The organism is Burkholderia aenigmatica (assembly GCF_902499175.1).
GTDB classification, from domain to species: Bacteria; Pseudomonadota; Gammaproteobacteria; order Burkholderiales; family Burkholderiaceae; genus Burkholderia; species Burkholderia aenigmatica.
In genome coordinates this window covers 23757-47378 of sequence record NZ_CABVQC010000013.1, presented here as the reverse complement: position 1 = coordinate 47378, position 23622 = coordinate 23757, and the positions used below count along the sequence as shown (strand labels likewise).

The 23622-nt window shown below is 67.2% G+C and carries 20 protein-coding genes; 10 read left to right on the top strand and 10 right to left on the bottom strand.

The annotated features are described in order from the left end of the window. Nucleotides 1-137: 137 nt before the first annotated feature. Entirely contained in the window at nucleotides 138-320 is a 183-nt protein-coding gene (locus BDO18943_RS11840) for a rubredoxin (protein WP_011352822.1), read from the bottom strand. 199 nt (nucleotides 321-519) lie between these two features. On the opposite strand from BDO18943_RS11840, the gene BDO18943_RS11835 reads away from it, so the two are divergent. The 5 genes from BDO18943_RS11835 to BDO18943_RS11815 all read left to right on the top strand — a co-directional run bounded on the left by BDO18943_RS11835 (nucleotide 520) and on the right by BDO18943_RS11815 (nucleotide 8505). Continuing rightward, nucleotides 520-924, top strand: coding sequence for a DUF4399 domain-containing protein (locus BDO18943_RS11835; protein ID WP_175022441.1), 405 nt, complete (start codon nucleotides 520-522; stop codon nucleotides 922-924). 306 nt (nucleotides 925-1230) lie between these two features. Next, complete coding sequence (locus BDO18943_RS11830; RefSeq protein WP_456151295.1) at nucleotides 1231-3180, top strand: ATP-binding cassette domain-containing protein; 1950 nt, start codon at nucleotides 1231-1233, stop codon at nucleotides 3178-3180. 241 nt (nucleotides 3181-3421) lie between these two features. Continuing rightward, nucleotides 3422-5404, top strand: a complete 1983-nt coding sequence (gene parE / locus BDO18943_RS11825) for a DNA topoisomerase IV subunit B (RefSeq protein WP_175022439.1) — start codon at nucleotides 3422-3424, stop codon at nucleotides 5402-5404. A gap of 69 nt (nucleotides 5405-5473) precedes the next feature. Beyond that, nucleotides 5474-7795 carry a DNA topoisomerase IV subunit A gene (gene parC / locus BDO18943_RS11820; protein ID WP_175022438.1) on the top strand — a complete coding sequence of 774 codons (2322 nt, stop codon included), beginning with the start codon at nucleotides 5474-5476 and terminating at the stop codon, nucleotides 7793-7795. A gap of 251 nt (nucleotides 7796-8046) precedes the next feature. Then, the gene (locus tag BDO18943_RS11815) at nucleotides 8047-8505 is read left to right on the top strand and encodes a CopD family protein (RefSeq protein ID WP_043189083.1); all 459 of its coding nucleotides are present in this window, start codon (nucleotides 8047-8049) and stop codon (nucleotides 8503-8505) included. 51 nt (nucleotides 8506-8556) lie between these two features. Here the strand turns inward: BDO18943_RS11815 and BDO18943_RS11810 are convergent, their stop codons facing one another. Then, on the bottom strand, nucleotides 8557-9441 hold the full coding sequence (locus BDO18943_RS11810) for a LysR family transcriptional regulator (protein ID WP_043189081.1): 885 nt from the start codon (nucleotides 9439-9441) through the stop codon (nucleotides 8557-8559). A gap of 113 nt (nucleotides 9442-9554) precedes the next feature. Between BDO18943_RS11810 and BDO18943_RS11805 the strand changes: the two genes are divergently transcribed. Beyond that, complete coding sequence (locus tag BDO18943_RS11805) at nucleotides 9555-10001, top strand: multidrug/biocide efflux PACE transporter (protein WP_175022437.1); 447 nt, start codon at nucleotides 9555-9557, stop codon at nucleotides 9999-10001. Between the two features lie 48 nt (nucleotides 10002-10049). On the opposite strand, the gene BDO18943_RS11800 is transcribed toward BDO18943_RS11805, so the two are convergent. The 7 genes from BDO18943_RS11800 to BDO18943_RS11770 form a co-directional block, all read right to left on the bottom strand. Further along, entirely contained in the window at nucleotides 10050-11258 is a 1209-nt protein-coding gene (locus BDO18943_RS11800; RefSeq protein ID WP_175022436.1) for a chromate transporter, read from the bottom strand. A 196-nt stretch (nucleotides 11259-11454) separates the two neighbouring features. Further along, nucleotides 11455-13794 (bottom strand): bifunctional diguanylate cyclase/phosphodiesterase, encoded by a 2340-nt coding sequence (locus tag BDO18943_RS11795; protein ID WP_043189074.1) that lies wholly within the window; start codon nucleotides 13792-13794, stop codon nucleotides 11455-11457. 218 nt (nucleotides 13795-14012) lie between these two features. Then, nucleotides 14013-14894, bottom strand: coding sequence for a PhzF family phenazine biosynthesis protein (locus tag BDO18943_RS11790; protein ID WP_175022435.1), 882 nt, complete (start codon nucleotides 14892-14894; stop codon nucleotides 14013-14015). A 13-nt stretch (nucleotides 14895-14907) separates the two neighbouring features. Next, complete coding sequence (locus BDO18943_RS11785) at nucleotides 14908-15366, bottom strand: RidA family protein (protein WP_043189069.1); 459 nt, start codon at nucleotides 15364-15366, stop codon at nucleotides 14908-14910. A gap of 42 nt (nucleotides 15367-15408) precedes the next feature. Beyond that, complete coding sequence (locus tag BDO18943_RS11780; protein ID WP_043189067.1) at nucleotides 15409-16590, bottom strand: aminotransferase-like domain-containing protein; 1182 nt, start codon at nucleotides 16588-16590, stop codon at nucleotides 15409-15411. 152 nt (nucleotides 16591-16742) lie between these two features. Beyond that, nucleotides 16743-17651 (bottom strand): DMT family transporter, encoded by a 909-nt coding sequence (locus tag BDO18943_RS11775; RefSeq protein ID WP_175022434.1) that lies wholly within the window; start codon nucleotides 17649-17651, stop codon nucleotides 16743-16745. Between the two features lie 55 nt (nucleotides 17652-17706). Next, nucleotides 17707-18399, bottom strand: a complete 693-nt coding sequence (locus tag BDO18943_RS11770; RefSeq protein ID WP_175022433.1) for a VOC family protein — start codon at nucleotides 18397-18399, stop codon at nucleotides 17707-17709. A gap of 230 nt (nucleotides 18400-18629) precedes the next feature. On the opposite strand from BDO18943_RS11770, the gene BDO18943_RS11765 reads away from it, so the two are divergent. The 4 genes from BDO18943_RS11765 (at nucleotide 18630) to BDO18943_RS11750 (ending at nucleotide 23228) form a co-directional block, all read left to right on the top strand. Continuing rightward, nucleotides 18630-20090: an aminotransferase-like domain-containing protein gene (locus BDO18943_RS11765; RefSeq protein WP_043189062.1), complete on the top strand. Its 1461-nt coding sequence runs from the start codon at nucleotides 18630-18632 to the stop codon at nucleotides 20088-20090. 158 nt (nucleotides 20091-20248) lie between these two features. Then, the gene (gene htpG, locus BDO18943_RS11760) at nucleotides 20249-22147 is read left to right on the top strand and encodes a molecular chaperone HtpG (RefSeq protein ID WP_175022432.1); all 1899 of its coding nucleotides are present in this window, start codon (nucleotides 20249-20251) and stop codon (nucleotides 22145-22147) included. Between the two features lie 8 nt (nucleotides 22148-22155). Continuing rightward, nucleotides 22156-22752, top strand: a complete 597-nt coding sequence (locus BDO18943_RS11755) for a chorismate--pyruvate lyase family protein (RefSeq protein WP_175022497.1) — start codon at nucleotides 22156-22158, stop codon at nucleotides 22750-22752. Next, nucleotides 22752-23228, top strand: a complete 477-nt coding sequence (locus BDO18943_RS11750) for a DNA-deoxyinosine glycosylase (protein ID WP_175022431.1) — start codon at nucleotides 22752-22754, stop codon at nucleotides 23226-23228. Before BDO18943_RS11755 ends, BDO18943_RS11750 begins: the two co-directional genes overlap by 1 nt. Before the next feature lie 19 nt (nucleotides 23229-23247). Here the strand turns inward: BDO18943_RS11750 and BDO18943_RS11745 are convergent, their stop codons facing one another. Continuing rightward, complete coding sequence (locus BDO18943_RS11745) at nucleotides 23248-23502, bottom strand: hypothetical protein (RefSeq protein ID WP_175022430.1); 255 nt, start codon at nucleotides 23500-23502, stop codon at nucleotides 23248-23250. Nucleotides 23503-23622 lie beyond the last annotated feature (120 nt).

The window sequence follows — 23622 nt, the reverse complement described above, 5'->3', positions numbered from 1 at the left end:
GCGAACCGGACGGCGGTGTGGACAGCGCGCAGAGTATAGCAAACGCGCGGCGCATCGGCGGGGCGGAATGCACGCCGACGCGCGCGATCGCGCAATCAGCCGCGATCGGAAAACCAGGGAATCAGCGAGTCAGCGAATCAGAAATCGACGACGACAAAATCTTCCTTGCCCACATCGCACAGCGGGCAGCGCCAGTCGGCGGGGATGTCGGCGAAACGGGTGCCGGGCGCGAGGCCTTCGTCGGGCAGCCCTTCCGCTTCGTTGTAGACCCACCCGCAAATCAGGCAGACCCAGCTCTGGTATTCGGTTACTTCGCTCATGTAGCGCTCGGGAAAAGGGAAATTCGGTGATGCCGTCCGCAGCGTCGCCGGCGGACGAAAGGCGCAATGGTACCGGAATTTCGCCGAACGGCTCCGCAACGTCGTCTTAAACGTACGCATCGCGAACAATTCAACCGAAACACGGTTGCCGTTCGCGAGGTGTATGCTTCCGGGGCTGTCCAATCATAAGGAGAATGCGATGCTGAACAGAAAGTGGATCGCAGGTGCGGTATGCGTGGCGGCAATGGCCGTGTCGACGGTCGCACGGGCCGAGGCGCGCGTGTATTTCGAAGCGCCGAGCGACGGCGCGACGGTGTCGAATCCGGTGCACGTGAAGTTCGGGCTCGAAGGGATGGAGCTTCGGCCCGCCGGCGACATGACGCCGAATACCGGCCATCATCACCTGCTGATCGACGGCCGGCCGATTCCGAAGGGCGACGTGATTCCCGCAAGCGAGCGCTCGCTGCACTTCGGCAAGGCGCAGACCGAAACCGAAATCAAGCTGCCGCCCGGCCAGCACACGCTGACGCTGCAGTTCGGCGACGGCATCCACCGGTCGTACGGCCCCGAAATGAGCTCGACGATCACGGTCAACGTGAAGTAATCACGCGTGCCGCGTACGGGCGCCCGAGGCGTCCGGCGCGGGATGGTCGATCGGCCGGCCACAGGCATCCGGCCGACGTTGGCTTTCGCTCAGAACCCGCGGCGCGGCTCCGCTACCGAAAGCCGGGTGCACCCGTCGCGCCATCGCATCGCGTCGCTGCGCGTCGATGGCCGCTGCCTGCCGTCAAAAGCGCGTTCCAACCTGCCTCTCAACCCGTTTACCGGCCTAGTCCGTCCAGCCATAGCGGTGGCGGCGCCCGCGACCGGTACAATGGGCGCTTCCGATTTCTCTCTTCGCCGTCTCCCCATGTCGCTCTATTCCATTTCCGGCGCGCAGCTCGCGTTCGGTCACGTCGCGTTGCTCGATCACGCGGATTTCTCGCTGGAAGCCGGCGAGCGCGTCGGCCTGATCGGCCGCAACGGCGCGGGTAAGTCGTCGCTGCTGAAGATCGTCGCCGGGCTCGCGAAGCCCGACGACGGGCTGGTCACGCGCCAGCAGGAACTCGTGACCGTCTATGTGCCGCAGGAGCCTGAATTCGAGCCGGGCGCGACGGTGTTCGATGCAGTCGCGTCGGGGCTCGCGCACACGCGTGAACTGCTCGAAGAATACGATTCGATCGCGCACCGCCTCGCGGATATCCCCGAAGGCGCCGAACACGATGCGCTGCTCGCGCGCATGAACGCGCTGCAGTCGTCGCTCGATGCGCACGATGCGTGGAGCTGGCGCACGCGTGTGTCGATGACGCTCGCGCAGATCGGCCTGGCGGACGTCGACGCACCCGTCGACGCGCTGTCGGGCGGGATGCAGAAGCGCGTCGCGCTGGCGCGCGCGCTGGTGCTGCAGCCCGACGTGCTGCTGCTCGACGAACCGACCAACCACCTCGACTTCGACGGCATCCGCTGGCTGGAAGAGCTGCTGGTCGCGCAGCGCGCCGGCCTGCTGTTCATCACGCACGATCGCGCGTTCCTCGACCGCGTCGCAACGCGCATCGTCGATCTCGACCGCGGCCGGCTGCTGTCGTACCCGGGCAATTTCTCCGTATACCAGACGCGCAAGGCGCAGCAACTCGAAATCGAGCGCGTGGAAAACGAGAAGTTTGACAAGCTGCTCGCGCAGGAAGAAGTGTGGATCCGCAAGGGCGTCGAAGCGCGCCGCACGCGCAGCGTCGGCCGCATCGCGCGGCTCGTGCAGATGCGCAACGAGCGCGCGGAGCGCCGCAACTCGCTGGGCAACGTGAAGCTCGACGTCGCGCAGGGCGAGAAGTCCGGCAAGATCGTCGCGGAGCTGACCGACGTGACGAAGCGCTATGGCGGCCGCGCGGTCGTCGATCGCTTCTCGACGACGGTGATGCGCGGCGACAAGATCGGCTTCATCGGCCCGAACGGCGCCGGCAAGACGACGCTGCTCAAGCTGATTCTCGGCGAACTGAAGCCCGACGAAGGCACGGTGCGCATCGGCACCAACCTGCAGGTCGCGTATTTCGACCAGATGCGTGCGCAGCTCGACCAGGAAAAGAGCCTCGCGGATACGATCAGCCCCGGCAGCGAATGGGTCGAGATCGGCGGCGTGCGCAAGCACGTGATGAGCTATCTCGGCGATTTCCTGTTCGCGCCGGAGCGTGCGCGTTCGCCGGTGAAGTCGCTGTCGGGCGGCGAGCGCAACCGGCTGCTGCTCGCGCGCCTGTTCGCGCGTCCGGCCAACGTGCTGGTGCTCGACGAACCGACCAACGACCTCGACATCCAGACGCTCGAACTGCTCGAGGAGCTGCTGGCCGACTACGACGGCACGGTGCTGCTCGTCAGCCATGATCGTGCGTTCCTCGACAACGTCGTGACGTCGGTGATCGCGGCCGAGGGTGACGGCAAGTGGCGCGAGTATGTCGGCGGCTTCAGCGACTGGCAGATCCAGAGCGCGCGCGCGGATCAGCTCGCGCAGCAGGAAGCCGCGAAGCGTGCGGTCAAGGATGCGGCACCCGTCAAGGAAGACGCGGCGAAAAGCGCCGCGGGCCGCAACGCGCAACGCACGGTGAAGCTGTCGTTCAACGAGCAGCGCGAGCTTGATTCGCTGCCGGAGAAGATCGCCGCGCTCGAAGAGGAGCAGAAGACCATCAACGCCAGGCTCGAAGACGGCTCGATTTTCGCGAAGGATCCGCAGGAAGGCACGCGCCTGACCGAGCGGTTCGCGGCGATCGACGACGAATTGCTCGCCGCGCTCGAACGGTGGGAAACGCTCGAGGCGAAGCGCAAGCCCGCGTAATACGCAGACGCGTCGCGCGGCCGGTGGCCGCTGCGCGCGATTCCGCGATTGGCGTGCCACGCGGAACCAGTAAAATACCGCGCGTCCCGGGCAGCGCAGCGCACGCCGCGCGCCCGCTTTCGGAGCAGTCCAAGCACACCGTTGTTTCGATTCGCTTTTTTACGGAACTCAACGTTTTGTCCACGACGTTATCCACACGAGGTGTGGACAACGTCCCGATGAATGACGAAATTCAGCGCCTATGTCAACGAAGAAACCCAGCGCGGCCTATAGCGAAGCATCGATCAAGGTGCTCAAGGGTCTCGAGCCGGTCAAGCAGCGGCCCGGCATGTACACCCGTACCGAGAATCCGCTGCACATCATCCAGGAAGTCATCGACAACGCGTCCGACGAGGCGCTCGGCGGATACGGCAAGCAGATCACGGTTACGCTGCACGCCGACCAGTCGGTCTCCGTCGAAGACGACGGCCGCGGCATCCCGTTCGGCATGCACCCGGAAGAGGGTGTGCCGGTCGTCGAGATCGTATTCACGCGCCTGCACGCGGGCGGCAAGTTCGACAAGGCCGCCGGTGGCGCCTACACGTTCTCCGGCGGCCTGCACGGCGTCGGCGTGTCGGTGACGAACGCGCTGGCCACGCGCCTCGATGTGACGGTCTGGCGCGACGGCAAGATCGCGGAACTCGGCTTCGCCGAAGGCGATGTCGTGAAGCCGCTCTCGACGCAGGGCGCAGGCCGCGGCGAGAAGAAATCCGGCACGCGCGTGCAGGTGTGGCCGAACCCGAAGTACTTCGATTCGCCGAACCTGCCGCTCGGCGAACTGCAGCGCCTGCTGCGCTCGAAGGCCGTGCTGCTGCCGGGCGTCGAGGTCGTGTTCGTCAACGAGAAGAGCGGCGAGCGCCAGACGTGGAAGTATGAAGACGGCCTGCGCGGCTACCTGCTCGACGAAATGAACGGCAGCGAGCTGCTGATCCCGCTGTTCGAAGGCGAGCGTTTCGCCGATTCGCGTTCGGGCGACGACACCTTCGCCGAAGGCGAGGGCGCGTCGTGGGTCGTCGCATGGAGCGAGGAAGGCTCGCTCGTGCGCGAGTCGTACGTGAACCTGATCCCGACGCCGGCCGGCGGCACGCATGAATCCGGCCTGCGCGACGGTCTCTACCAGGCGGTGAAAAGCTTCGTCGAGCTGCACAACCTGCAGCCAAAGGGCGTGAAGCTGCTCGCGGAAGACGTGTTCGCGCGCGTGTCGTTCGTGCTGTCCGCGAAGGTGCTCGATCCGCAGTTCCAGGGGCAGATCAAGGAACGCCTGAACAGCCGCGACGCGGTGAAGCTCGTGTCGTCGTTCTCGCGTCCTGCGCTGGAGCTGTGGCTGAACCAGCACGTCGAGCACGGCAAGAAGCTCGCCGAACTCGTGATCAAGCAGGCGCAGGCGCGCACGCGCGCCGGCCAGAAGGTCGAGAAGCGCAAGAGCTCGGGCGTCGCGGTGCTGCCCGGCAAGCTGACCGACTGCGAGACGGAAGATATCGCGCGCAACGAACTGTTCCTCGTCGAGGGCGATTCGGCGGGCGGCTCCGCGAAGATGGGCCGCGACAAGGAATACCAGGCGATCCTGCCGCTGCGCGGCAAGGTGCTGAACACGTGGGAAACCGAGCGCGACCGCCTGTTCGCGAACAACGAGGTGCACGACATCTCGGTCGCGATCGGCGTCGATCCGCACAGCCCCGATGAAAGCGTCGACCTGTCGAACCTGCGCTACGGCAAGATCTGCATCCTGTCGGACGCGGACGTCGACGGCTCGCACATCCAGGTGCTGCTGCTCACGCTGTTCTTCAAGCATTTCCCGCAACTGATCGAGCGCGGCCATGTGTGCGTTGCGCGCCCGCCGCTGTTCCGCGTCGACGCGCCCGCGCGCGGCAAGAAGGCCGCGCAGAAGCTCTATGCGCTCGACGACGGCGAGCTCGAAGCGATCCTCGACAAGCTGCGCAAGGACGGCGTGCGCGAGACGCAATGGAGCATCAGCCGCTTCAAGGGTCTCGGCGAAATGAGCGCCGAGCAGCTGTGGGATACCACGATGAACCCCGACACGCGCCGCCTGATGCCGGTGAAGCTCGGCGAGCTCGACTACGAGGCGACCGTCGCGCGCATGACGATGCTGATGGGCAAGGGCGAGGCAGCCGCGCGGCGCGGCTGGCTCGAGGAAAAGGGCAACGACGTCGAAGCGGACATCTAAGCCGAGCACCTGCGCGGCCGGGCATGACACCCGGCCCGGCCTCACGCCACTTACGAATACGGAATTCAGATGGACGACAACACTTCCGATCTCTTCGCCGGCCCCGATGCACCGGATGCCGAAGCGCTGACGCTCGGCAACTACGCGGAGCAGGCGTATCTCAGCTACGCGGTCAGCGTCGTGAAGAGCCGCGCGCTGCCCGACGTGTGCGACGGCCAGAAGCCGGTGCAGCGCCGGATCCTGTTCGCGATGAACGAAATGGGCCTCGGCCCCGACGCGAAGCCGGTGAAATCGGCACGCGTGGTCGGCGACGTGCTCGGTAAATACCACCCGCACGGCGACCAGTCGGCGTACGACGCACTGGTGCGTCTCGCGCAGGATTTCTCGCTGCGCTACCCGCTGATCGACGGGCAGGGCAATTTCGGCTCGCGCGACGGCGACGGCGCGGCGGCGATGCGATACACCGAAGCACGTCTCACGCCGATCGCGAAGCTGCTGCTCGACGAGATCGACCAGGGTACGGTCGACTTCATGCCGAACTACGACGGCTCGTTCGAAGAGCCGAAGACGCTGCCGAGCCGCATGCCGTTCGTGCTGCTGAACGGCGCGTCGGGCATCGCGGTCGGTCTCGCGACCGAAATCCCGTCGCACAACCTGCGTGAAGTCGCAGCGGCGGCGGTCTCGCTGATCCGCAATCCGAAGCTCACGCACGCAGAGCTGATGAACCTGATCCCCGGCCCGGATTTCCCGGGCGGCGGCCAGATCATCTCGAGCGACGCGGAAATCGCGGCGGCCTACGAAACGGGCCGCGGCAGCCTCAAGGTGCGCGCGCGCTGGAAGATCGAGGATCTCGCGCGCGGCCAGTGGCAACTGGTCGTCACCGAGCTGCCGCCGAGTACGTCGGGCCAGAAGGTGCTCGAGGAAATCGAGGAGCTGACGAACCCGAAGCTCAAGCTCGGCAAGAAGACGCTGACGCCCGAGCAGCTCAACACGAAGAAGGCGATGCTCGACCTGCTCGACGCGGTGCGCGACGAGTCGGGCAAGGAAGCGGCGGTGCGGCTCGTGTTCGAGCCGAAGTCGCGCACGATCGACCAGACGGAATTCGTGAACACGCTGCTCGCGTACACGAGCCTCGAATCGAACGCGACGCTGAACCTCGTGATGATCGGCGCCGACGGCCGGCCGGGCCAGAAGGGCCTGCTGACGATCCTCGACGAATGGGTGAAGTTCCGCCAGCTGACGATGACGCGCCGGTGCCGCCATCGTCTCGCGAAGGTCGACGACCGCATCCACATCCTCGAAGGGCGGATGATCGTTTTCCTGAACATCGACGAGGTGATCCGCATCATCCGCGAGTCGGACGAGCCGAAGGCCGCGCTGATGAGCGCGTTCGGCCTCAGCGAACGGCAGGCGGAAGACATTCTCGAAATCCGGCTGCGTCAGCTCGCGCGGCTCGAGAAGATCAAGATCGAGAAGGAACTCGAAGCGCTGCGCGACGAAAAGGCGAAGCTCGAGGAACTGCTCGCAAACGAAAGCGCGATGAAGCGGCTGATGATCAAGGAGATCGAGGCCGACGCGAAGCAGTACGGCGACGAGCGCCGCACGCTGATCCAGCAGGAAAAGCGCGCGACCTTCGAGGCGAAGGTGGTCGACGAGCCGGTGACGGTGGTCGTGTCGCAGAAGGGCTGGGTGCGTGCGCTGAAGGGCCACGGGCTCGACCCGGCCAGCTTCTCGTTCAAGGCCGGCGACCATCTGTACGCGGCGTTCCAGTGCCGCACGCCGGATCGTCTGATCGCGTGGGGCAGCAGCGGCCGCGTGTACTCGGTCGACGTGTCGGTGCTGCCGGGCGGGCGCGGTGACGGCGTGCCGGTCACGTCGCTGATCGAGCTCGAATCGGGCTCGCACCTGATGCACTACTACGCGGCGCCGGCCGACCAGCAACTGCTGCTCGCGTCGAGCAACGGCTTCGGCTTCCTCGCGAAGGTCGGCGACATGGTGAGCCGCGTGAAGGCCGGCAAGGCGTTCATGACGATCGACGCAGGCGCGGTGCCGCTCGCGCCGATGCCCGTGCTGCCGAACGCGAAGCAGGTTGCCTGCCTGTCGAGCGGCGGCCGCCTGCTGGTGTTCGGCATGGACGAGATGAAGACGCTGTCCGGCGGCGGTCGCGGCGTGATCCTGATGGCGCTCGACGACAAGGAAACGCTCGTGCAGGCGCTCGCGATCGATCCGGCCGGCGTCGTGCTGATCGGCACGGGCCGTGGCGGCAAGGCGATGGACGAGACGCTGTCGTACGCGGCGCTCGCGCCGCACGTCGGCAAGCGCGCGCGCAAGGGCCGCGCGCCGGAGACGAAGCTCAAGGTCGTCAGCGAGCTGCGTCCGCTGCTCGGCTGACGCGACGCACGATCGATCGTCCGGTTCGGCCGCGATCGAAGGCCGCACCTCCGCTTCGGCGGACGTGCGGCCTTTTCTTTTGGGCGTGGGGATTCGGGTAAGCAAGCGTGGCGCTGTCACGCGGAACTTGCAAAATAGTGTGAAATCGCGCCTGGGGTCTGAACCGCGCAGCGACAATCCGGTCGAACGTCGCTCGATGCCGCGTGCGACGCGGCCGTTCGCCGCACCCAACTCCTCACAGGATTGCCGTCATGTCCCATGCTGTCGCCGTCGCGCTGTTTCTTCATCTGCTGGCCGTCGCCGTGTGGGTGGGCGGGATGGTCTTCGCCAACTTCTGCCTGCGCCCGGCGCTGTCCGACCTGTCGCCGCAGCTTCGGTTGCCGCTGATCGAAGGCGTGTTCGGCCGCTTCTTCAACTGGGTATCGGGTTCCGTGATCGTGATCCTGCTGTCCGGCGGCTTCCTGCTCATGGAATTCGGTGGCGCGCACGCGACGTGGTCGCTGCACGCGATGGCCGGGCTCGGCGTCGTGATGATGCTGATCTTCGGGCATATCCGGTTCGCGCTGTTCCCGCGCATCCGCCGCGCGGTGCAGGCGCAAAAGTGGCCGGACGGCGCACGCGCGGTGAACACGGTGCGCCTGCTCGTCGTCGTGAACCTCGTGCTCGGCGTCGTCACGATCGGCGCGGCGGTGCTGTCTCGCGGTTTCTGATTGACCGGAGCGGTCGGCCGGCGTGCAGCCGCCGGTGCGCTGCAAGCGCCGCTACGCGGCCAGCATCGCGTCGAGCAGCCATGAGCCGGCCGGGCCGAGCGGCCGGTTGCGCGACCAGACCGCATCGACCCGCACGCGGCGCGGCCAGCCGCGCGCACGCAGTTCGCACAGCCGATCGTGCGCAAAGTGGTCGACCATCCAGCGCGGCAGTTCGGCCCAGCCGAACCCCAGCACGGCCATCTCCAGCAGCATCAGGTAGCTCGGTGCCAGCCAGTGCTGCGTGCCGACGACGATCCGGTCGTCGGCGCTGCGGCCTTCCGTCTTCACGTAGGTATTGAGGCGCAGTTCGCGCACGTCGCGCAGCGCGGTGTGCGGCACGTCGGCGTCGCCGTATTCGGCGAGCGGGTGCGTGCGGCCGACGAATAGCCCGATCTCCGATTCCTCCGCGATCGTCGCCGCGCCGATATCGGCCGGATAGGCCGCGCGCGCGGCCATCAGCCCGAGCTGCGCGCGCCCTTGCTGGATCAGGTCGAGCACGTCCTCGTGCTCGGCGATCTGGCATTCGAGCTCAAGCGCCGGAAAGCGCCGTTCGAGTGCCATCAACGTTTCCTCGTAGCGCTTCGACTGGTACGTGTCGGACACGACGAGCGTCAGCCGTGCTTCCTCGCCACGCGCGAGCCGCGCGGCCATGCGGTCGATCGCCGCGCCGGCCTCGAGCGCGCGCTGCACCTGCGGCAGCAGCGCGCGCCCGGCATCGGTCAGCGTCGGCGCGCGCGTCGAGCGGTCGAACAACTGCACGCCGAGATCGATCTCGAGGTTCGCGATCGCCTCCGACACGGTCGACTGGCGCTTGCCGAGCTTGCGCGCGGCGGCCGTGAACGAGCCGAGCAGCGCGGCTTCGGCGAATGCGAGCAGGGCTTCGGGGGCGTGGCGCATGCAGCACTCCTGGCGGCGTTATATCGGTAAAACCGATGATATCAAACTGGATTCATACGGTTGTGCCGATCAAAATGGCTGCCATGAACGAAGTAGACGAATCGGAGGGAATCATGAAACAGATCAACAAAACAGTGACGGAACGGCTGCTGCATGCACTGACATTCGAGCTGATCGCGATCGCGCTGTGCGCGCCGATCGGCGCGTGGCTGCTCGACATGCCGGTGTCGCACGTCGGCGTGCTGACGGTGATGGTGTCGCTGATCGCGATGGCGTGGAACATGGCGTTCAACACGCTGTTCGACCGCTTCGAGCGGCGGGCAGGCTTGAAGCGCACGCTCGGCATGCGGATCGCGCATGCGATCATGTTCGAGCTCGGTCTCGTCGCGATGGTGGTGCCGGTTGCCGCGTGGTGGCTGAACGTGAGCCTCGTCGAGGCGCTGCTGCTCGACCTCGGCATCGTGCTGTTCTTCCTGCCTTACACGTTCTGCTTCAACCTCGCATACGACGCGCTGCGCGCTCGCTGGATGGAGCGCCGGGTTGCGGTGCAGGCAGGTTGAGGACGAGCGAGACCGGCGAATGCCGGCAGAGGCCGGCGGCCGTCGCCGTCAGCGCGCGGCGGCCCACAGCCACACGCCGCACGCAGCCGCGACGGTGCCGTACACGGCATAGACGGGCACTTTGAAGCGCGCGAAGCACAGCGTCGCGAAGGCGCCCGTCAGCCAGTAAACGGGGTCGGCCGGCTCGCGGTGCAGGATCTTCACGACGGCGACGACGAGAAAACCCGTGGTCGCCGCGCGCAACAGGCGCATCCCGTGTTCGAAGCGCGAATGGCGCTTGAGCCGGAACAGGTGGTTCTGCGCGAACACGACGAGGCAGCCCGACGGAATGAACAGCGCGGCCGTCGCGGCCAGCGCGCCGACCCAGCCGTCGGTCAGGTAGCCGAGAAACGGCACGACATTCAGCAGCGGCCCCGGTGCGACGGGCGACAACGCGAACGCAAGCGTGAAGTCGTGATCGGAGATGCCCGTTGCCGGCGTGACGAACAGCGTCTTGAGCACGGGCAGCGCGGAGAAGCCGCCGCCGAACAGTGTCATGCCGGCGCCGGCGAGGCGCGGCCACAGCAGCGTCGCCTGATAGTCGCCGGGCAGCGGCATCGCGAACAGCGTGACGAGCACGCCGAGCAGCACGAGCAGGTTGCGGTCGCGGGCCGACAGCGTGACATCGACCGCGTCGCGTTGCGGTGGCCCCGTCAGCCAGCCCGCCGCGAACGCGGCGAAAAGAATCCCGACGAAGGCGGCCGGATTATGCGCAAAACCGAGCAGAATCGTCGACAGCGCGGCGATCAGCTGTTCGCGCCGCGTGCGCGCGAGCGAGCGCAACTGCTTGACCCACGTGACGCCGATCAGCGCGGCGAGCACCATCCCGAAGTGATTGATCAGCATCGGCGCGGCCAGCGAGCGCACGAGTGGCGTGCGATAGAAGATCGCGAACAGCGTCATCAGGATGGAGAACGGCAGCACGCTCGCGAGGCCGGCGACCCATGCGCCGATGCGGCCGTGCAGGATCTGGCCGACCTGTACCGCCACGTTGCAGCCGACGGGGCCTGGCACGAGCCAGGCCAGCGCGACGAGATCGCCGAATACGTGAGGCTCGATGCGCCGCAGCCGTTCCACGTAGTGGCGTTCGAGCTGCGCCATCATCGACAGTCCGCCCCACGAGACCGCCGAAATGCTCGCAACGACTTTGAACAGGTTCCACAGGGAAGCCTGCGCCTGTTCGACATCAGCAGTCGCTTCGATTTCGACGGTTGTCATGTTGGTAGGGTGGGCCGGAGGCCCGATCTCTCGTGTATAGCCATGCCGGCGGCCCGCCGACACGTTGGCCCTCCCAATTGTCCGCCGCGCACCGTGACACTGCCATGCGCGGAAACGCTAGTTCATGAACTAAACAATCAGATCGGAAAACGAAACAATGATGGTACGCGCAAGGCCCGCCACGGCTGCGGTGCGCTCACGCGCCCGTGCTGCCGGTCGCGCGATGCGCGATCACGTTCGGCGGTTCGGCGCGCACGCCGAAGCGTGCGATCAGCGCGGGAATCGCGTCGGCCGGCACCGGTCGCGAGAACAGGAAGCCCTGCGCTTCGATCTCGCCGAGCGCGGACAGCCACGTGATCTGCTCCTCGGTTTCCGTGCCTTCGACGACGACGGTCAGGCCCAGCGAGCGCGCGAGATGCACGATCGACGACACCATCACGCACACGCTGCGATCGTTCGGGATCGCCTGCACGAACGAGCGGTCGACCTTCAGCGTGTCGACGGAGAAGCGGTGCAGGTACGACAGCGACGAATAGCCGGTGCCGAAATCGTCGAGCGCGATCCGGATGCCGAGCTTCTTCAGCGCGACGATCTTCTCGGACACGAGTTCCGGATACTCCATCATCGCGGTTTCGGTGATCTCGATTTCGAGGCGGTTCGCGTCGATGCCGGTTTCCTGCAGCGTGCGCGAGATCGTCTCGATCAGGTCGCCGCGCCAGAACTGCACCGGCGAGATGTTGACCGCGAGCGTCAGCGTGTCGTGGCCCTCGTCGCGCCAGCGTGCGATCTGCTCGCACGCGGTGCGGATCACGAAGTCGCCGATCGGCACGATCAGGCCGGTCGATTCGGCGATCGAAATGAATTCGTTCGCGGAGATGATCCCGTGTTCGGGGTGGTCCCAGCGCGCGAGCGCCTCGAAGCCGGTGATGGTGCGGTGGGTGAGGTCGATCTTCGGCTGGTATGCGAGGAACAGCTGCCCCTCGGCGAGCGCGACGCGCAATTGCTGTTCCCAGCGCATCAGGTGGTCGGCGCGGTGCGACAGGTGCGGCGCGTAGAACTGGTAGCAGTTCTTGCCGGCGTCCTTCGCGCTGTACATCGCGAGATCGGCCTTCTTCAGCAGGTCGATCTCGCTTTCGTTCGCGACGGTGTGCAGCGCGATGCCGATGCTCGCATGCAGCACGAACGAACTGCCGCGCACGTCGAACGGCTCGCCGAACATCCGGATGATCGCTTCCGCGAGCCGCACCGCGCGCCGCTCGACGTCGTCGCCCTTCATCACCACGACGAACTCGTCGCCGCCGATGCGCGCAAGCGAGCCTTCGTCGCCGACCGCATCGGACAGGCGCGACGCGGTCATCTGCAGCACGATGTCGCCGGCGTTGTGGCCGAGCGTGTCGTTGACGGTCTTGAAGTTGTCGAGATCGATGAACAGCAGCCCGAGCCGCGACAGGCTCGTCGGCATCGACACGTCGTTACGCAGCCCGCGCAGCGTCGCGTAGCGGTTCGCGAGGCCGGTGAGCAGGTCGTATTCGGCGAGCTGCGTCATTTCGCGCTCGCGGCCGAGCAGCTTGCCGATCAGGCCCGTCGCGACGCCGAAGAACGCGAGCATCGCGAGCGTGATGAAGCTCGTCATCAGCAGGTAGACGTTGCGCGTATGGTAGTAGTCCGCAAATTCCTCGGTTTGCGACAGCCCGACCATCACCGCGAGCGGGTAGCCGTCGAGGTGGCGGTACGACACGATGCGCGTCACGCCGTCGATCGGGTCGATGATCGTGCCCGTCACGCGCTCGGCGATCGGGTAGACGCCCGACGCCGAAAACGCGCCCGGCGCGTTGCTGACCGAGCCCGTGCGCCGCGCGAGAACGGCACCCGTATCGGACACGACCGCGATCACGCCTTCCTTGCCGATCGCCGCGTTGTTGTAGAAGTCGTTCGTGAAGTAGCTCGGGTCTTCCGACACGACGACGATGCCCGCGAAGCTGCCGTCCGGGTTGTTCAGGCGCCGCGTCATCTGCAGCGTCCAGTGGCTCGACACGCGGCCGAGGACGGGCTTGCTGATGAACAGGCGGTCGTCGTTGTGCGCGAGGTGGACCTTGAAGTGCTCGCGGTCGGACAGGTTGATCGGCTGCGGATGCAGCTCGGCGGTGTTCGCGAACAGGATGCCCTTCGCGTTGACGAGCGACACCTGGATCAGCGTGTCGCTCGGCACGACGCCTTTCTCGACGGCGCTGGCGAGGTTGAAGCGCGCGGGCGACTTCTCGAATTCGAACTTGACGAAGCGGGTGATCTGGTCGACCTGATGGATCGCCTTGACCGTGTGCTGCTCGAGTGCGGAGGAGAGGATCGCGGCGGAAGCCGCCGCTTCCTTGTACGCGCTGTCCTTTTCCACCGACAGACGCGCGATGATCACGGCCCACAGCAGCGCAAGCGCCAGCATCCCGAGCAGCGGGATCGCAAATAGCGCACGCCGGCGCGATTTGCGCGGCGCGCGTAGCGGCCGGGTCGGCGGCGTGTGGTTGGACCGGGCGGAGCTCATCGAAGAGGGTGGCGTCCTGCTCGCGTGCGCCATCCGTCTGGATGGCCGTCTAGGGTTCGGGTTGTCCCGACGTCTGTTCGTTCGCGGGACACGCAACCATGGACAGACCTCCGAAACAACGGATTAGGCCCGATATTACTGGCTGGAACGCTTTTGCGATAGTTGGGCGAATCGTAGGGGGCGCCGGACGGGCCGGCGCCATCGCACATCGCGAAATGTTACGCGGGGGACAGGAAGGTGCCGTCGACGACCGTGACGACCTGGCCGCCGATCCACGCGGTGCCGTCTTCGTCGTAGCGGACGAAGATGCGGCCCTCACGGCCGATCGCCGTCCCCTGGCGGGCCGTATACGACTGGCCGGGGCGGCGTTCCTGCCGCGTCAGCAGCCCGGCGAGCGCCGCGTTTGCACTGCCGGTGACGGGATCCTCGCCGAAGCCGAAGTTGCCGCCCGTCATCAGGCAGCGGATTTCGAACGTCGCGGGGCCGCTGTCGGCGTGCGGCGCGTAGACCGCGAGGCCGTCCATGCCGTAGCGGTGCGTGAGCGCCGCCAGCGCGACCGGATCGGGCGACAGGCCGATGCACGCATCGGCCGACTTCAGCCGCACGACCAGCCACGGCGCACCGTTGTCGACCGCGCACGGCTCGGCCTCCAGGTCGATCGCGTTGCTGCGCAACGCGGCAGCCAGCGCCGCGTAGTCCGAACGGTCGAGCGGCGTGACGCGTGCCGGCGGCGCGGCAAATGCCCAGCCGTCGGCCTGCTCGCGCAGCGCGACCCGGCCGACCCCGCACTGCTGGATCAGCCGGCCCGGCGTGCGCGGCTGCGCGCCGCTTTCCAGGAACGCATGCGCGGTGCCCAGCGTCGGGTGGCCGGCGAACGGCAGTTCGCCCTCCGTCGTGAAGATCCGGACGCGGTAGTCGGCTTCCGGATCGGTCGGCGTGCAGACGAACGTCGTTTCCGACAGGTTCGTCCAGCGGGCGATCGCGAGCATGTCGTCGTCGCCGAGCGAATCGGCGTCGAACACCACGGCGAGCGCGTTGCCCTTGAACGGCACCGACGTGAACACGTCGACCTGCTTGAAACGGACCCGATGGTCGGACATCGCGATGCGCTCGTTACGCCACTTCGGCGATCAGCTCGATCTCGACGCACGCGCCGAGCGGGATCTGCGCAACGCCGAAGGCCGAGCGCGCGTGCTTGCCGGCGTCGCCGAACACTTCCGCGATCAGTTCCGACGCGCCGTTCGTCACGACGTGCTGTTCGGTGAAGTCGAGCGTCGAGTTGACGAGGCTCATCAGCTTGACGACGCGCGTGACCTTGTTCAGGTCGCCGGTGTGCGCGTGCAGCGTCGCGAGCAGGTCGATCGCGATCGAGCGGGCAGCGGCCTTGCCGTCTTCCGTCGTGAGATCGGCGCCGAGCTTGCCGGCCCAGACCTTGCCGTCCTTCTTCGCGATGTGGCCCGACAGGAAGACCGTGTTGCCGGTTTGCGCGCTCATCACGTAGGCGGCGGCCGGTGCGCCGGCGGTCGGGAGCTCGATACCGAGCGACTTGAGTTTGTCGTAGACGTTAGCCATGTATTCGATTCCTCGTTGAGAGTCGTGACAGGAAAAAGGGGATCAGAGGCGCTCGCGCAGCAGCTTGCCGAGGCGCGCGACGCCTTCCTCGATCTTTTCGGGCGGCACCGTCACGAACGACAGGCGCAGCGTGTTCTGCTGCGCGTTGTCCGCGAAGAACGGTGCGCCCGGCACGAAGGCGACGTGGTTGTCGACGGCCGTGGCGAGCAGTTTCATGCTGTCGATCTGCGCGGGCAGGTTCACCCAGATGAACATCCCGCCTTCCGGCCGGTTCCACGTGACGCCTTCCGGCATGTGGCGCTCGAGCGCACTGAGCATCGCGTCGCACTGCGCGCTGTACAGCTCGCGGATCGTCGGGATGTGCTCGTCGAGGAACCCGTCCTTGATCACTTCGTGCGCGATGCGCTGCGTGAGCGTCGGCGTGTGCAGGTCGGTGGCCTGCTTGGCCTGCACGAGCTTGAAGTGGAGTTCCTCGGGCGCAATGATGTAGCCGATCCGCAGGCCCGGCGCGAGCACCTTCGAGAAGGTGCCGAGGTGCACGATGTGATCGGGCGCCATCGACAGCATCGTCGGCAGCGGCTCGCCGCGGTAGTTCAGCGCGCCGTACGGATCGTCTTCCAGCACCGGGAACGGGCTCGACTGCGCGAACGCGGCGAGCGCGCGGCGGCGCTCGACGGGCAGGCGGCGGCCGGTCGGGTTCTGGAAGTTCGGCTGCGCGTACAAGAGGCGCGCGCCTTGCGTGAGTTCGGGCGTGAGGCCTTCCGGCAGCAGGCCCTGCTCGTCGGTCGGCACCTGCACGTAGCGCGGCTCGTACAGCGAGAACGACTGCAGCGCGCCGAGGTAGGTCGGGGTTTCGACGAGGATCGGGCTGCCCGGATCGACGAGCGCCTTGCCGAGCAGGTCGAGTGCCTGCTGCGAGCCGGTCGTGATCAGCACCTGCGACACGCGCACGCTGTAGCGCTCGGCGATCCATTCGCGCAGCGGCAGGTAGCCTTCGGTCGCGCTGTACTGGAGCGCGGCGGCCGGCGCGTCGCGCAGCACGCGATCGGCGGCGGCGCGCATGCGCTCGGCCGGGAACGTCGCGGGGGCGGGCAGGCCGCCGGCGAACGAGATGACCTCGGGGCGTTCCGTGACCTTCAGGATCTCGCGGATTGCAGAGCTCGTCAGCTTGCGTGCGCGTTCGGAAAGCTGCCAGTGCGGCGGATGCAGGTCGCTCGGATTCATAGTCTCCTCGTTCGGATATCGTGGTCAGTCAAGAAAGGTCGTTCGGGCAAATCGCTTCGACGCTGCCGGGTGGGCAGGCACGAGCGCGATCGAGCCTTCGCGGCCGGGTGGGCAAAACCGATCAGGCAAAACGTCCATTATGGCGCAGCTGTTCAGCCGGCGCGAGCCGGTTGCGCGGCGGTGGCGACCGCCGAGCGGCGCCCGAGCACCACGGTGGCGATCACCGCGGCCGCGAACAGCCACGTCGACGGCGTGACCGTTTCGCCGAACAGCAGCGCGGAAAAGGCAATCGTGAAGAAAATCTGCAGCAGTTGCACCTGGCCGACGCGCGCGATGCCGCCCATCGCGAGCCCCGCATACCACGCGAAAAAGCCGATGAACTGCGAAAAGAGGGTCACGTAGCCGAACGCGAGCCACGTGCGCAGCGCGAGCGGGCCCGGATGCGCGGCATGCTGCATCCAGGCGAGCCAGCCGACCGGCAACACGAGGAACGGCGCCGACACGACGAGCGCCCAGCAGATCACCTGCCAGCCGCCGATCTGGCGCGCGAGGCGCGCGCCTTCCGCATAGCCGAGCGCGCCGATGCCGACAGCGACGAGCATCAGCGCATCGCCGGCCTGCACGGTGCCGCCGCCGTCGCGCAGCGCGAACGCGATCACCAGCGCGCTGCCGGCCACCGCGCTGACCCAGAACGCCTTCGACGGCCGCTCGTGCGACAGCCATGCCGCGTACAGCGCGACGAACAGCGGCTGCAGGCCGTTGACCACCGCGCCGTGCGACGCCGGTACCGATTTCATCGCCCAGGCGGAGAACACCGGATACGCGATGATCACGCCGAGCGACGTGATCGCGAGGCTTTTCAGTTGCGCGCGGGTCGGCAGCGGCTCGCGGCGCCACCACAACAGCAGGCCGGCCGGCACCGCGGCGGCGAGCGCGCGGCCGAGCCCGTTGAGCAGCGGATGGAGTTCGGAGACGACGATACGCGTCATCGGCAGCGTCAGGCTGAAGATCATCACGCCGATGAGGCCGAGCAGCATGCCCCGGGTTTCGCGCGAATTCATGTGAGGGGTGTCTCCGTGTTGCCGGTATTGGTGTCGTTGAGGGGGAGGAGGGCGTTCAGCGCAATGTGCGCGCGCCCTGCGGCGTGTCGAATTCGGCGACGAGCGCGGGCGGGCCGTCGGCGGCTTCGAGGTCGAGCAGGTGCGCGGCGCCGAGCCAGTCGAGCTGCTCGCGAAGCACGTCTGCGCGCGGGTGGACGCCCTTGAGCGCCTTCAGCGCGACGCCGTCGCCCGGCAGCGATTCGGCCGGGTGGTGCGCGCTGTCCCACTGGATCAGCGACGGCAGCAGGCCGTCGCCCGCGCCTTGCCACGCGGGGAACGCGCCGTCGTCGGGCACCGTGAGGCCCCAGCTCAGGTCGCCGCGCCGCATCGCGACGACCGGCGGGATGCGCGCCGGGTACTGGCTCTGCCACAGCGCGAGCTGGCGCGGACGGTCGACGCGCGCGACCCAGTGCGCGAGAAACGGACCTTGTGCGAGCCGCGCATGCATGGCCGGATCGTCGAGGCCGAACAGCCGCGCGCGCGGCGGCTTGGCGCCGTCGTCTTGCGCCGGCGCGTCGGGGTCGATCGCGATCACTTCGAGGTAGAGCCCGCCCCACGCGCCGAACAGCGCATTGTGGGTCCGCATCAGCGGGTGGCGGCCGCCGCCGGCCGGTTCGATACCGAGCGCGCCGGCAACGTGGCGGACGCCTTCGTCGAGCGTGCGCGCGGCGATCACGAGATGGTCGAGTGTCAGGGAGCGGGCTGGCATGAACGTCGGTCGGGAAGCGAAAGTGTCATGGTGGGCAGGCGATGCGCCGGGCGGTGGCCGGACCGGCCGGCGTACCGGCCGCGATGCAGGCCGGTGGGCGCGGTACCCGGTGCGGCGGGGCCAAAGCGGCGGCCGCAGGGTCGCCATGCCGGTCAACTGTAATCGTCGCTACCGGCACAGTAACGGTACAATCGGCGCGATAGCCTTCGGTACAGTTGGAGCCGCCGCCCATGTCCACCGTCCCACTCGCCCAGATTCCCGTGCCGCACGACACGGCCACGCTCACGCTCGTCGACCAGCTGGTCCAGTGGGCGCGGCGGCGCATCGACGAACGCGTGTTCCGTCCCGGCATGCGGATGCCGTCGATCCGCAAGCTCGCGCTCGACAAGAGCGTGTCGCGCTTCACCGTCGTCGAGGCGTACGAGCGGCTCGTCGCGCAGGGCTACCTCGACTCGCGGCGCGGCTCGGGCTTCTACGTGCGCGAGCGCACGGCCGCCGGCCCGCAACCGGCCGACAGCGTCGCACGCGTGGCCGAGGCCGCGCCGGTGCACAACACGATCGACGTCGTCTGGCTGCTGCGCAACATGCTGCACACCGTCAGCCCGGAAAAGGGGCCGGGTCTCGGCTATCTGCCGGGCCGCTGGCTCGACGGCGAACTGATCACCGGCGCGCTGCGCGCGCTCGGGCGCCAGTCCGGCGCGCAGATGCTCGGCTTCGGCACCGCGCAGGGTTTCCTGCCGCTGCGCCAGCAACTGCAGACGCGTCTCGCCGAAGTGGAGATCGGCGCGAAGCCCGAACAGATCGTGCTGGTGTCGGGGATCACGCAGGCGATCGACCTGATCTCGCGGATCTACGTGAAGCCCGGCGATGCGGTGATCGTCGGCGATCCGGCCTGGTTCCAGATGTTCGGCCGCTTCGCGGCGCAGGGCGCGCAGCTCGTCGGGATGCCGTACACGCCGGACGGCCCCGATCTCGACGCGCTCGAGACGCTCGTGCAGATGTGGCGGCCGAAGATGCTCGTGATCAATTCGGTGTTGCAGAACCCGACCGGCACGTCGCTGTCGGCCGCGCAGGCGTTCCGGATCCTGAAGCTCGCGGAGGCGTACGACTTCCTCGTCGTCGAGGACGACGTGTACGGCGACCTGTGCCCGCCGAGCTATCCGGCCACGCGCCTCGCGAGCCTCGACCAGTTGAAGCGCGTGATCTACCTCGGCAGCTATTCGAAGACGCTCGCGGCGAACCTGCGGGTCGGCTATGTCGCCTGCGCGCCGGAGATCGCGAAGGCGGTCACCGACCAGAAGATGCTGGTCGGGATGACGACGCCCGAGCTGAACGAGCGCGTGCTTTACAAGATCCTGACCGAAGGGCACTACCGTCGCCACGTCGAGCGGCTGCGCGCGCGGCTCGACGGCGTGCGCGACAAGACCGCGCGGATGCTCGAGCGCACGGGGCTCGGCCTCTTCACGATGCCGGCGGCCGGGATGTTCCTGTGGGCCGACACGGGCGTCGATTCGGACGCGCTCGCGGCGGTCGCGCACGAGGCCGGCTTTCTGCTGACGCCGGGCAGCCTGTTCTCGCCGCAGCAATCGCCGTCGACGTGGATGCGCTTCAACGTCGCGAATTGCGGCGATCCGGCGCTGCCGGGGCTGCTGTCACGTTATATCGATTCGGCCGCGCGCCGCGCGTCGTGACCCTGGGCGGCACGCCGGCCCTTGAAATCGGGCGTGCCGTCCCCAGATACCCGCGCAAACCGCTTGCGCCAGGCGGCAGCCTTTCACGGGCCGGCCGGCATCGCGCGCCGGACGCCTGCGCCACACCATTCAAGTTCAAGTAAGAGGAAACAGCATCCATGGCACATGAAACGATGAGCTTTCAGGCAGAGGTCAAGCAACTCCTCCACCTGATGATCCATTCGCTCTACAGCAACAAGGAAATTTTCCTGCGCGAACTGGTGTCGAACGCGTCCGACGCGGCCGACAAGCTGCGTTTCGAAGGGCTCGCGGACAACGCGCTGTACGAAAACGATCCGAACCTGCGCATCCGCATCGGCTACGACAAGGCCGCGCGCACGATCACGATCGACGACAACGGCATCGGCATGAGCCGCGACGAGGCGATCGCGAACCTCGGCACGATCGCGCGTTCGGGCACCAAGGAATTCTTCACGAAGCTGTCCGGCGACCAGCAGAAGGATGCGGCGCTGATCGGCCAGTTCGGCGTCGGTTTCTACTCGGGCTTCATCGTTGCCGACAAGATCACCGTCGAGACGCGTCGCGCGGGCCTGCCGGCAAGCGAAGCCGTGCGCTGGGAAAGCGCGGGCGAGGGCGATTTCACGATCGACGCGATCGAGCGCGCGCAGCGCGGCACGACGATCACGCTGCACCTGCGCGAAGGCGAGGACGAGCTGCTGTCGTCGCACCGCCTGCAGTCGATCATCCAGAAGTATTCCGACCACATCGCGCTGCCGATCCTGATGCAGAAGGAAGAGTGGGATCAGGAAAAGGGCGAGATGGTCCTGAAGGACGAGGACGAGACCGTCAACCAGGCGAGCGCGCTGTGGACGCGTTCGAAGAGCGACGTCACCGACGAGCAGTACACGCAGTTCTACCAGCACATCGCGCACGACCACCAGGATCCGCTCACGTGGACGCATAACCGCGTCGAGGGCCGCAGCGAATACACGCAACTGCTGTTCGTGCCGGCGCACGCGCCGTTCGACATGTGGAACCGCGACTATCGCGGCGGCCTGAAGCTGTACGTGAAGCGCGTGTTCATCATGGACGACGCCGAGCAGCTGCTGCCGCAATACCTGCGTTTCGTGAAGGGCGTCGTCGATTCGGCCGACCTGCCGCTGAACGTGTCGCGCGAGATCCTGCAGGAAAGCCGCGACGTGAAGGCGATCCGCGAAGGCGTGACGAAGCGCGCGCTGTCGATGCTCGAAGAGCTCGCGAACGCGGAAGACGATGCCGGCAAGGAGAAGTACAAGACCTTCTGGGGCGCGTTCGGCCAGGTGCTGAAGGAAGGCCTCGGCGAGGATCACGCGAACCGCGAACGCATCGCGAAGCTGCTGCGCTTCGCGTCGACGCACGGCGACACCGACGCGCAGGACGTGTCGCTCGCCGACTACGTGTCGCGCATGAAGCCCGAGCAGAGCAAGATCTACTACGTGACGGCCGACGCATGGCAGGCGGCGAAGAACAGCCCGCATCTCGAAGTGTTCCGCAAGAAGGGCGTCGAGGTGCTGCTGCTGACCGATCGCGTCGACGAATGGATGCTGTCGTTCCTGCAGGAATTCGACGGCAAGCCGCTCGCGAGCGTGGCACGTGGCGACCTCGATCTCGGCGAGCTGAACGACGAAGAGAAGAAGGCGCAGGAGCAGGCAGGCGAGGCGATCAAGCCCGTCGTCGAGAAGATGAAGGAAGCGCTCGGCGACAAGGTGAAGGAAGTGCGCGTCACGTTCCGCCTGACCGATTCGCCGTCGTGCCTCGTCGCCGACGACAACGACATGAGCGGCTACCTGCAGCGGATGCTGAAGGCGGCAGGCCAGAACGCGCCGGCGATGCAGCCGATCCTCGAGATCAATCCGGAGCACGCGCTCGTGAAGCAGTTGAAGGCCGACAGCGCCGATTTCGGCGACTGGTGCCACCTGCTGTTCGATCAGGCGCTGCTGGCCGAAGGCGGCATGCTCGACGATCCGGCGAGCTTCGTGAAGCGGACCAACGCGCTGCTGCTGTCGCGCGCCGCGTGAACACGCGCCTGCGATTCGACGGCGGGCAGGCCGGCTGGCGCGAGACGCCGCGGCCTGGCTGCACGCTCGACCAGCGCGACTGGCTGACGCGCGGCGGATCGCTGACCGCGCACCTTGCAAGGCTTGGCCGCGTGAACGTGCGCGTGACGCGTGAGGCTGTCGACTGTCCGTGGTTCGACGAGCCGGACGCGGTCGCCAGTGCACCGCGCGCGCCGATGTGGGTGCGCGAGGTGATCCTGTCGGTCGACGGCACGCCGTACGTCGCCGCGCACAGCATCGCGCCGCTCGCGGCCAGCAAGGGCGTGTGGCAGGCCATGCGGCGGCTGCGCACGCGGCCGCTGGCGGAACTGCTGTACAGCGATCCGCAGGTCGAGCGTTCAGCGCTCGTCAGCCGGCGCGTGATCGCGGGCCATCCGCTGTTTGCGCTGGCGACCCATGCGCTCGACGGTGCGCGAGCACCGCACGCGTTCGCCGCGCGGCGCTCGGTGTTCCAGCGTCACGGCAAGCCGTTGATGGTCACCGAGTGCATGCTGCCGGCGCTGTGGCGCCATCTCGATGCGCACGGCGACGGGCCGCGCTCGGGCGGGCCCGGCGGAGGCGCGTGATGCTGCGGGGGTTCCCGCCGGTCGTCGCGGCGAATACGCATACGATGATCCTCGGCAGCTTTCCGGGGGAGGCGTCGCTCGATGCCGCGCAGTACTACGCGCATCCGCGCAACCAGTTCTGGCGGCTGCTCGGCACGGTGCTCGGCGAGCCCGGGCTGCACGAGCTCGCGTACGACGCGCGGCTCGAACGCGTGCTGATGCACGGGATCGGGATCTGGGACGTGCTGGCCGCGTGCCATCGCGAGGGCAGCCTCGATTCGGCGATCCGGCATGCGAAGCCGAACGATTTCGATGCGTTGAGGGAACATGCGCCGTTGCTGAAGCGTGTGTGTTTCAACGGCAAGACGGCAGGGCGGTTTGCAGAGGTGATTGGCGCGGCGGGGTACGACACGCTCGTGCTGCCTTCGTCGAGCCCGGCGAATGCAATGCTGTCGTTCGAGCAGAAGCTCGCGCAGTGGCAGGGGATTCGTGCCTGACGATTCGACGGATCGTCGCTTACTCGTCCTTGCCCCAGCGCCACTTCGGCTTTTCGCCTTTCAGCCAGCACACGACCGTGAACGCGGCGACCAACGCGACGATGCAAGCCGCGAACGCCAGCGGCGACCGGGCGGGCGACACGCGCGTCGCAACCACCACGATCCCGATCACAAAGAGCAGCAGGACGGCCCAGCCTTGCCACGCGACCGGTAACCCCCATCCCCAGCCGTAGCGTTTCGCCGGAAACCAGATCTTCTTGTCGGTCGACTCCATGGGACCTCCTCCTCGCCAGGCGGGCACCTGATCGTATTGTGCGCCGCTATTCGATCCCGGTACGGCGCGCCGGCGGCCATGCCTGCGCCCCTTCATGCGAGCGGCGACGAATCGTCCGCC

Bases quoted from the DNA above. Each gene is read 5' to 3' on its own strand.
- htpG (WP_175022432.1), top strand. From the start codon at position 20,249: ATGGCACATGAAACGATGAGCTTTCAGGCAGAGGTCAAGCAACTCCTC.
- BDO18943_RS11795 (WP_043189074.1), bottom strand. From the start codon at position 13,794: ATGAGCTCCGCCCGGTCCAACCACACGCCGCCGACCCGGCCGCTACGC.
- parC (WP_175022438.1), top strand. From the start codon at position 5,474: ATGGACGACAACACTTCCGATCTCTTCGCCGGCCCCGATGCACCGGAT.
- parE (WP_175022439.1), top strand. From the start codon at position 3,422: ATGTCAACGAAGAAACCCAGCGCGGCCTATAGCGAAGCATCGATCAAG.
- BDO18943_RS11800 (WP_175022436.1), bottom strand. From the start codon at position 11,258: ATGACAACCGTCGAAATCGAAGCGACTGCTGATGTCGAACAGGCGCAG.
- BDO18943_RS11745 (WP_175022430.1), bottom strand. From the start codon at position 23,502: ATGGAGTCGACCGACAAGAAGATCTGGTTTCCGGCGAAACGCTACGGC.
- BDO18943_RS11770 (WP_175022433.1), bottom strand. From the start codon at position 18,399: ATGCCAGCCCGCTCCCTGACACTCGACCATCTCGTGATCGCCGCGCGC.
- BDO18943_RS11750 (WP_175022431.1), top strand. From the start codon at position 22,752: ATGCTGCGGGGGTTCCCGCCGGTCGTCGCGGCGAATACGCATACGATG.
- BDO18943_RS11790 (WP_175022435.1), bottom strand. From the start codon at position 14,894: ATGTCCGACCATCGGGTCCGTTTCAAGCAGGTCGACGTGTTCACGTCG.
- BDO18943_RS11805 (WP_175022437.1), top strand. From the start codon at position 9,555: ATGAAACAGATCAACAAAACAGTGACGGAACGGCTGCTGCATGCACTG.
- BDO18943_RS11765 (WP_043189062.1), top strand. From the start codon at position 18,630: ATGTCCACCGTCCCACTCGCCCAGATTCCCGTGCCGCACGACACGGCC.
- BDO18943_RS11780 (WP_043189067.1), bottom strand. From the start codon at position 16,590: ATGAATCCGAGCGACCTGCATCCGCCGCACTGGCAGCTTTCCGAACGC.
- BDO18943_RS11840 (WP_011352822.1), bottom strand. From the start codon at position 320: ATGAGCGAAGTAACCGAATACCAGAGCTGGGTCTGCCTGATTTGCGGG.
- BDO18943_RS11835 (WP_175022441.1), top strand. From the start codon at position 520: ATGCTGAACAGAAAGTGGATCGCAGGTGCGGTATGCGTGGCGGCAATG.
- BDO18943_RS11815 (WP_043189083.1), top strand. From the start codon at position 8,047: ATGTCCCATGCTGTCGCCGTCGCGCTGTTTCTTCATCTGCTGGCCGTC.
- BDO18943_RS11810 (WP_043189081.1), bottom strand. From the start codon at position 9,441: ATGCGCCACGCCCCCGAAGCCCTGCTCGCATTCGCCGAAGCCGCGCTG.
- BDO18943_RS11775 (WP_175022434.1), bottom strand. From the start codon at position 17,651: ATGAATTCGCGCGAAACCCGGGGCATGCTGCTCGGCCTCATCGGCGTG.
- BDO18943_RS11785 (WP_043189069.1), bottom strand. From the start codon at position 15,366: ATGGCTAACGTCTACGACAAACTCAAGTCGCTCGGTATCGAGCTCCCG.
- BDO18943_RS11830 (WP_456151295.1), top strand. From the start codon at position 1,231: ATGTCGCTCTATTCCATTTCCGGCGCGCAGCTCGCGTTCGGTCACGTC.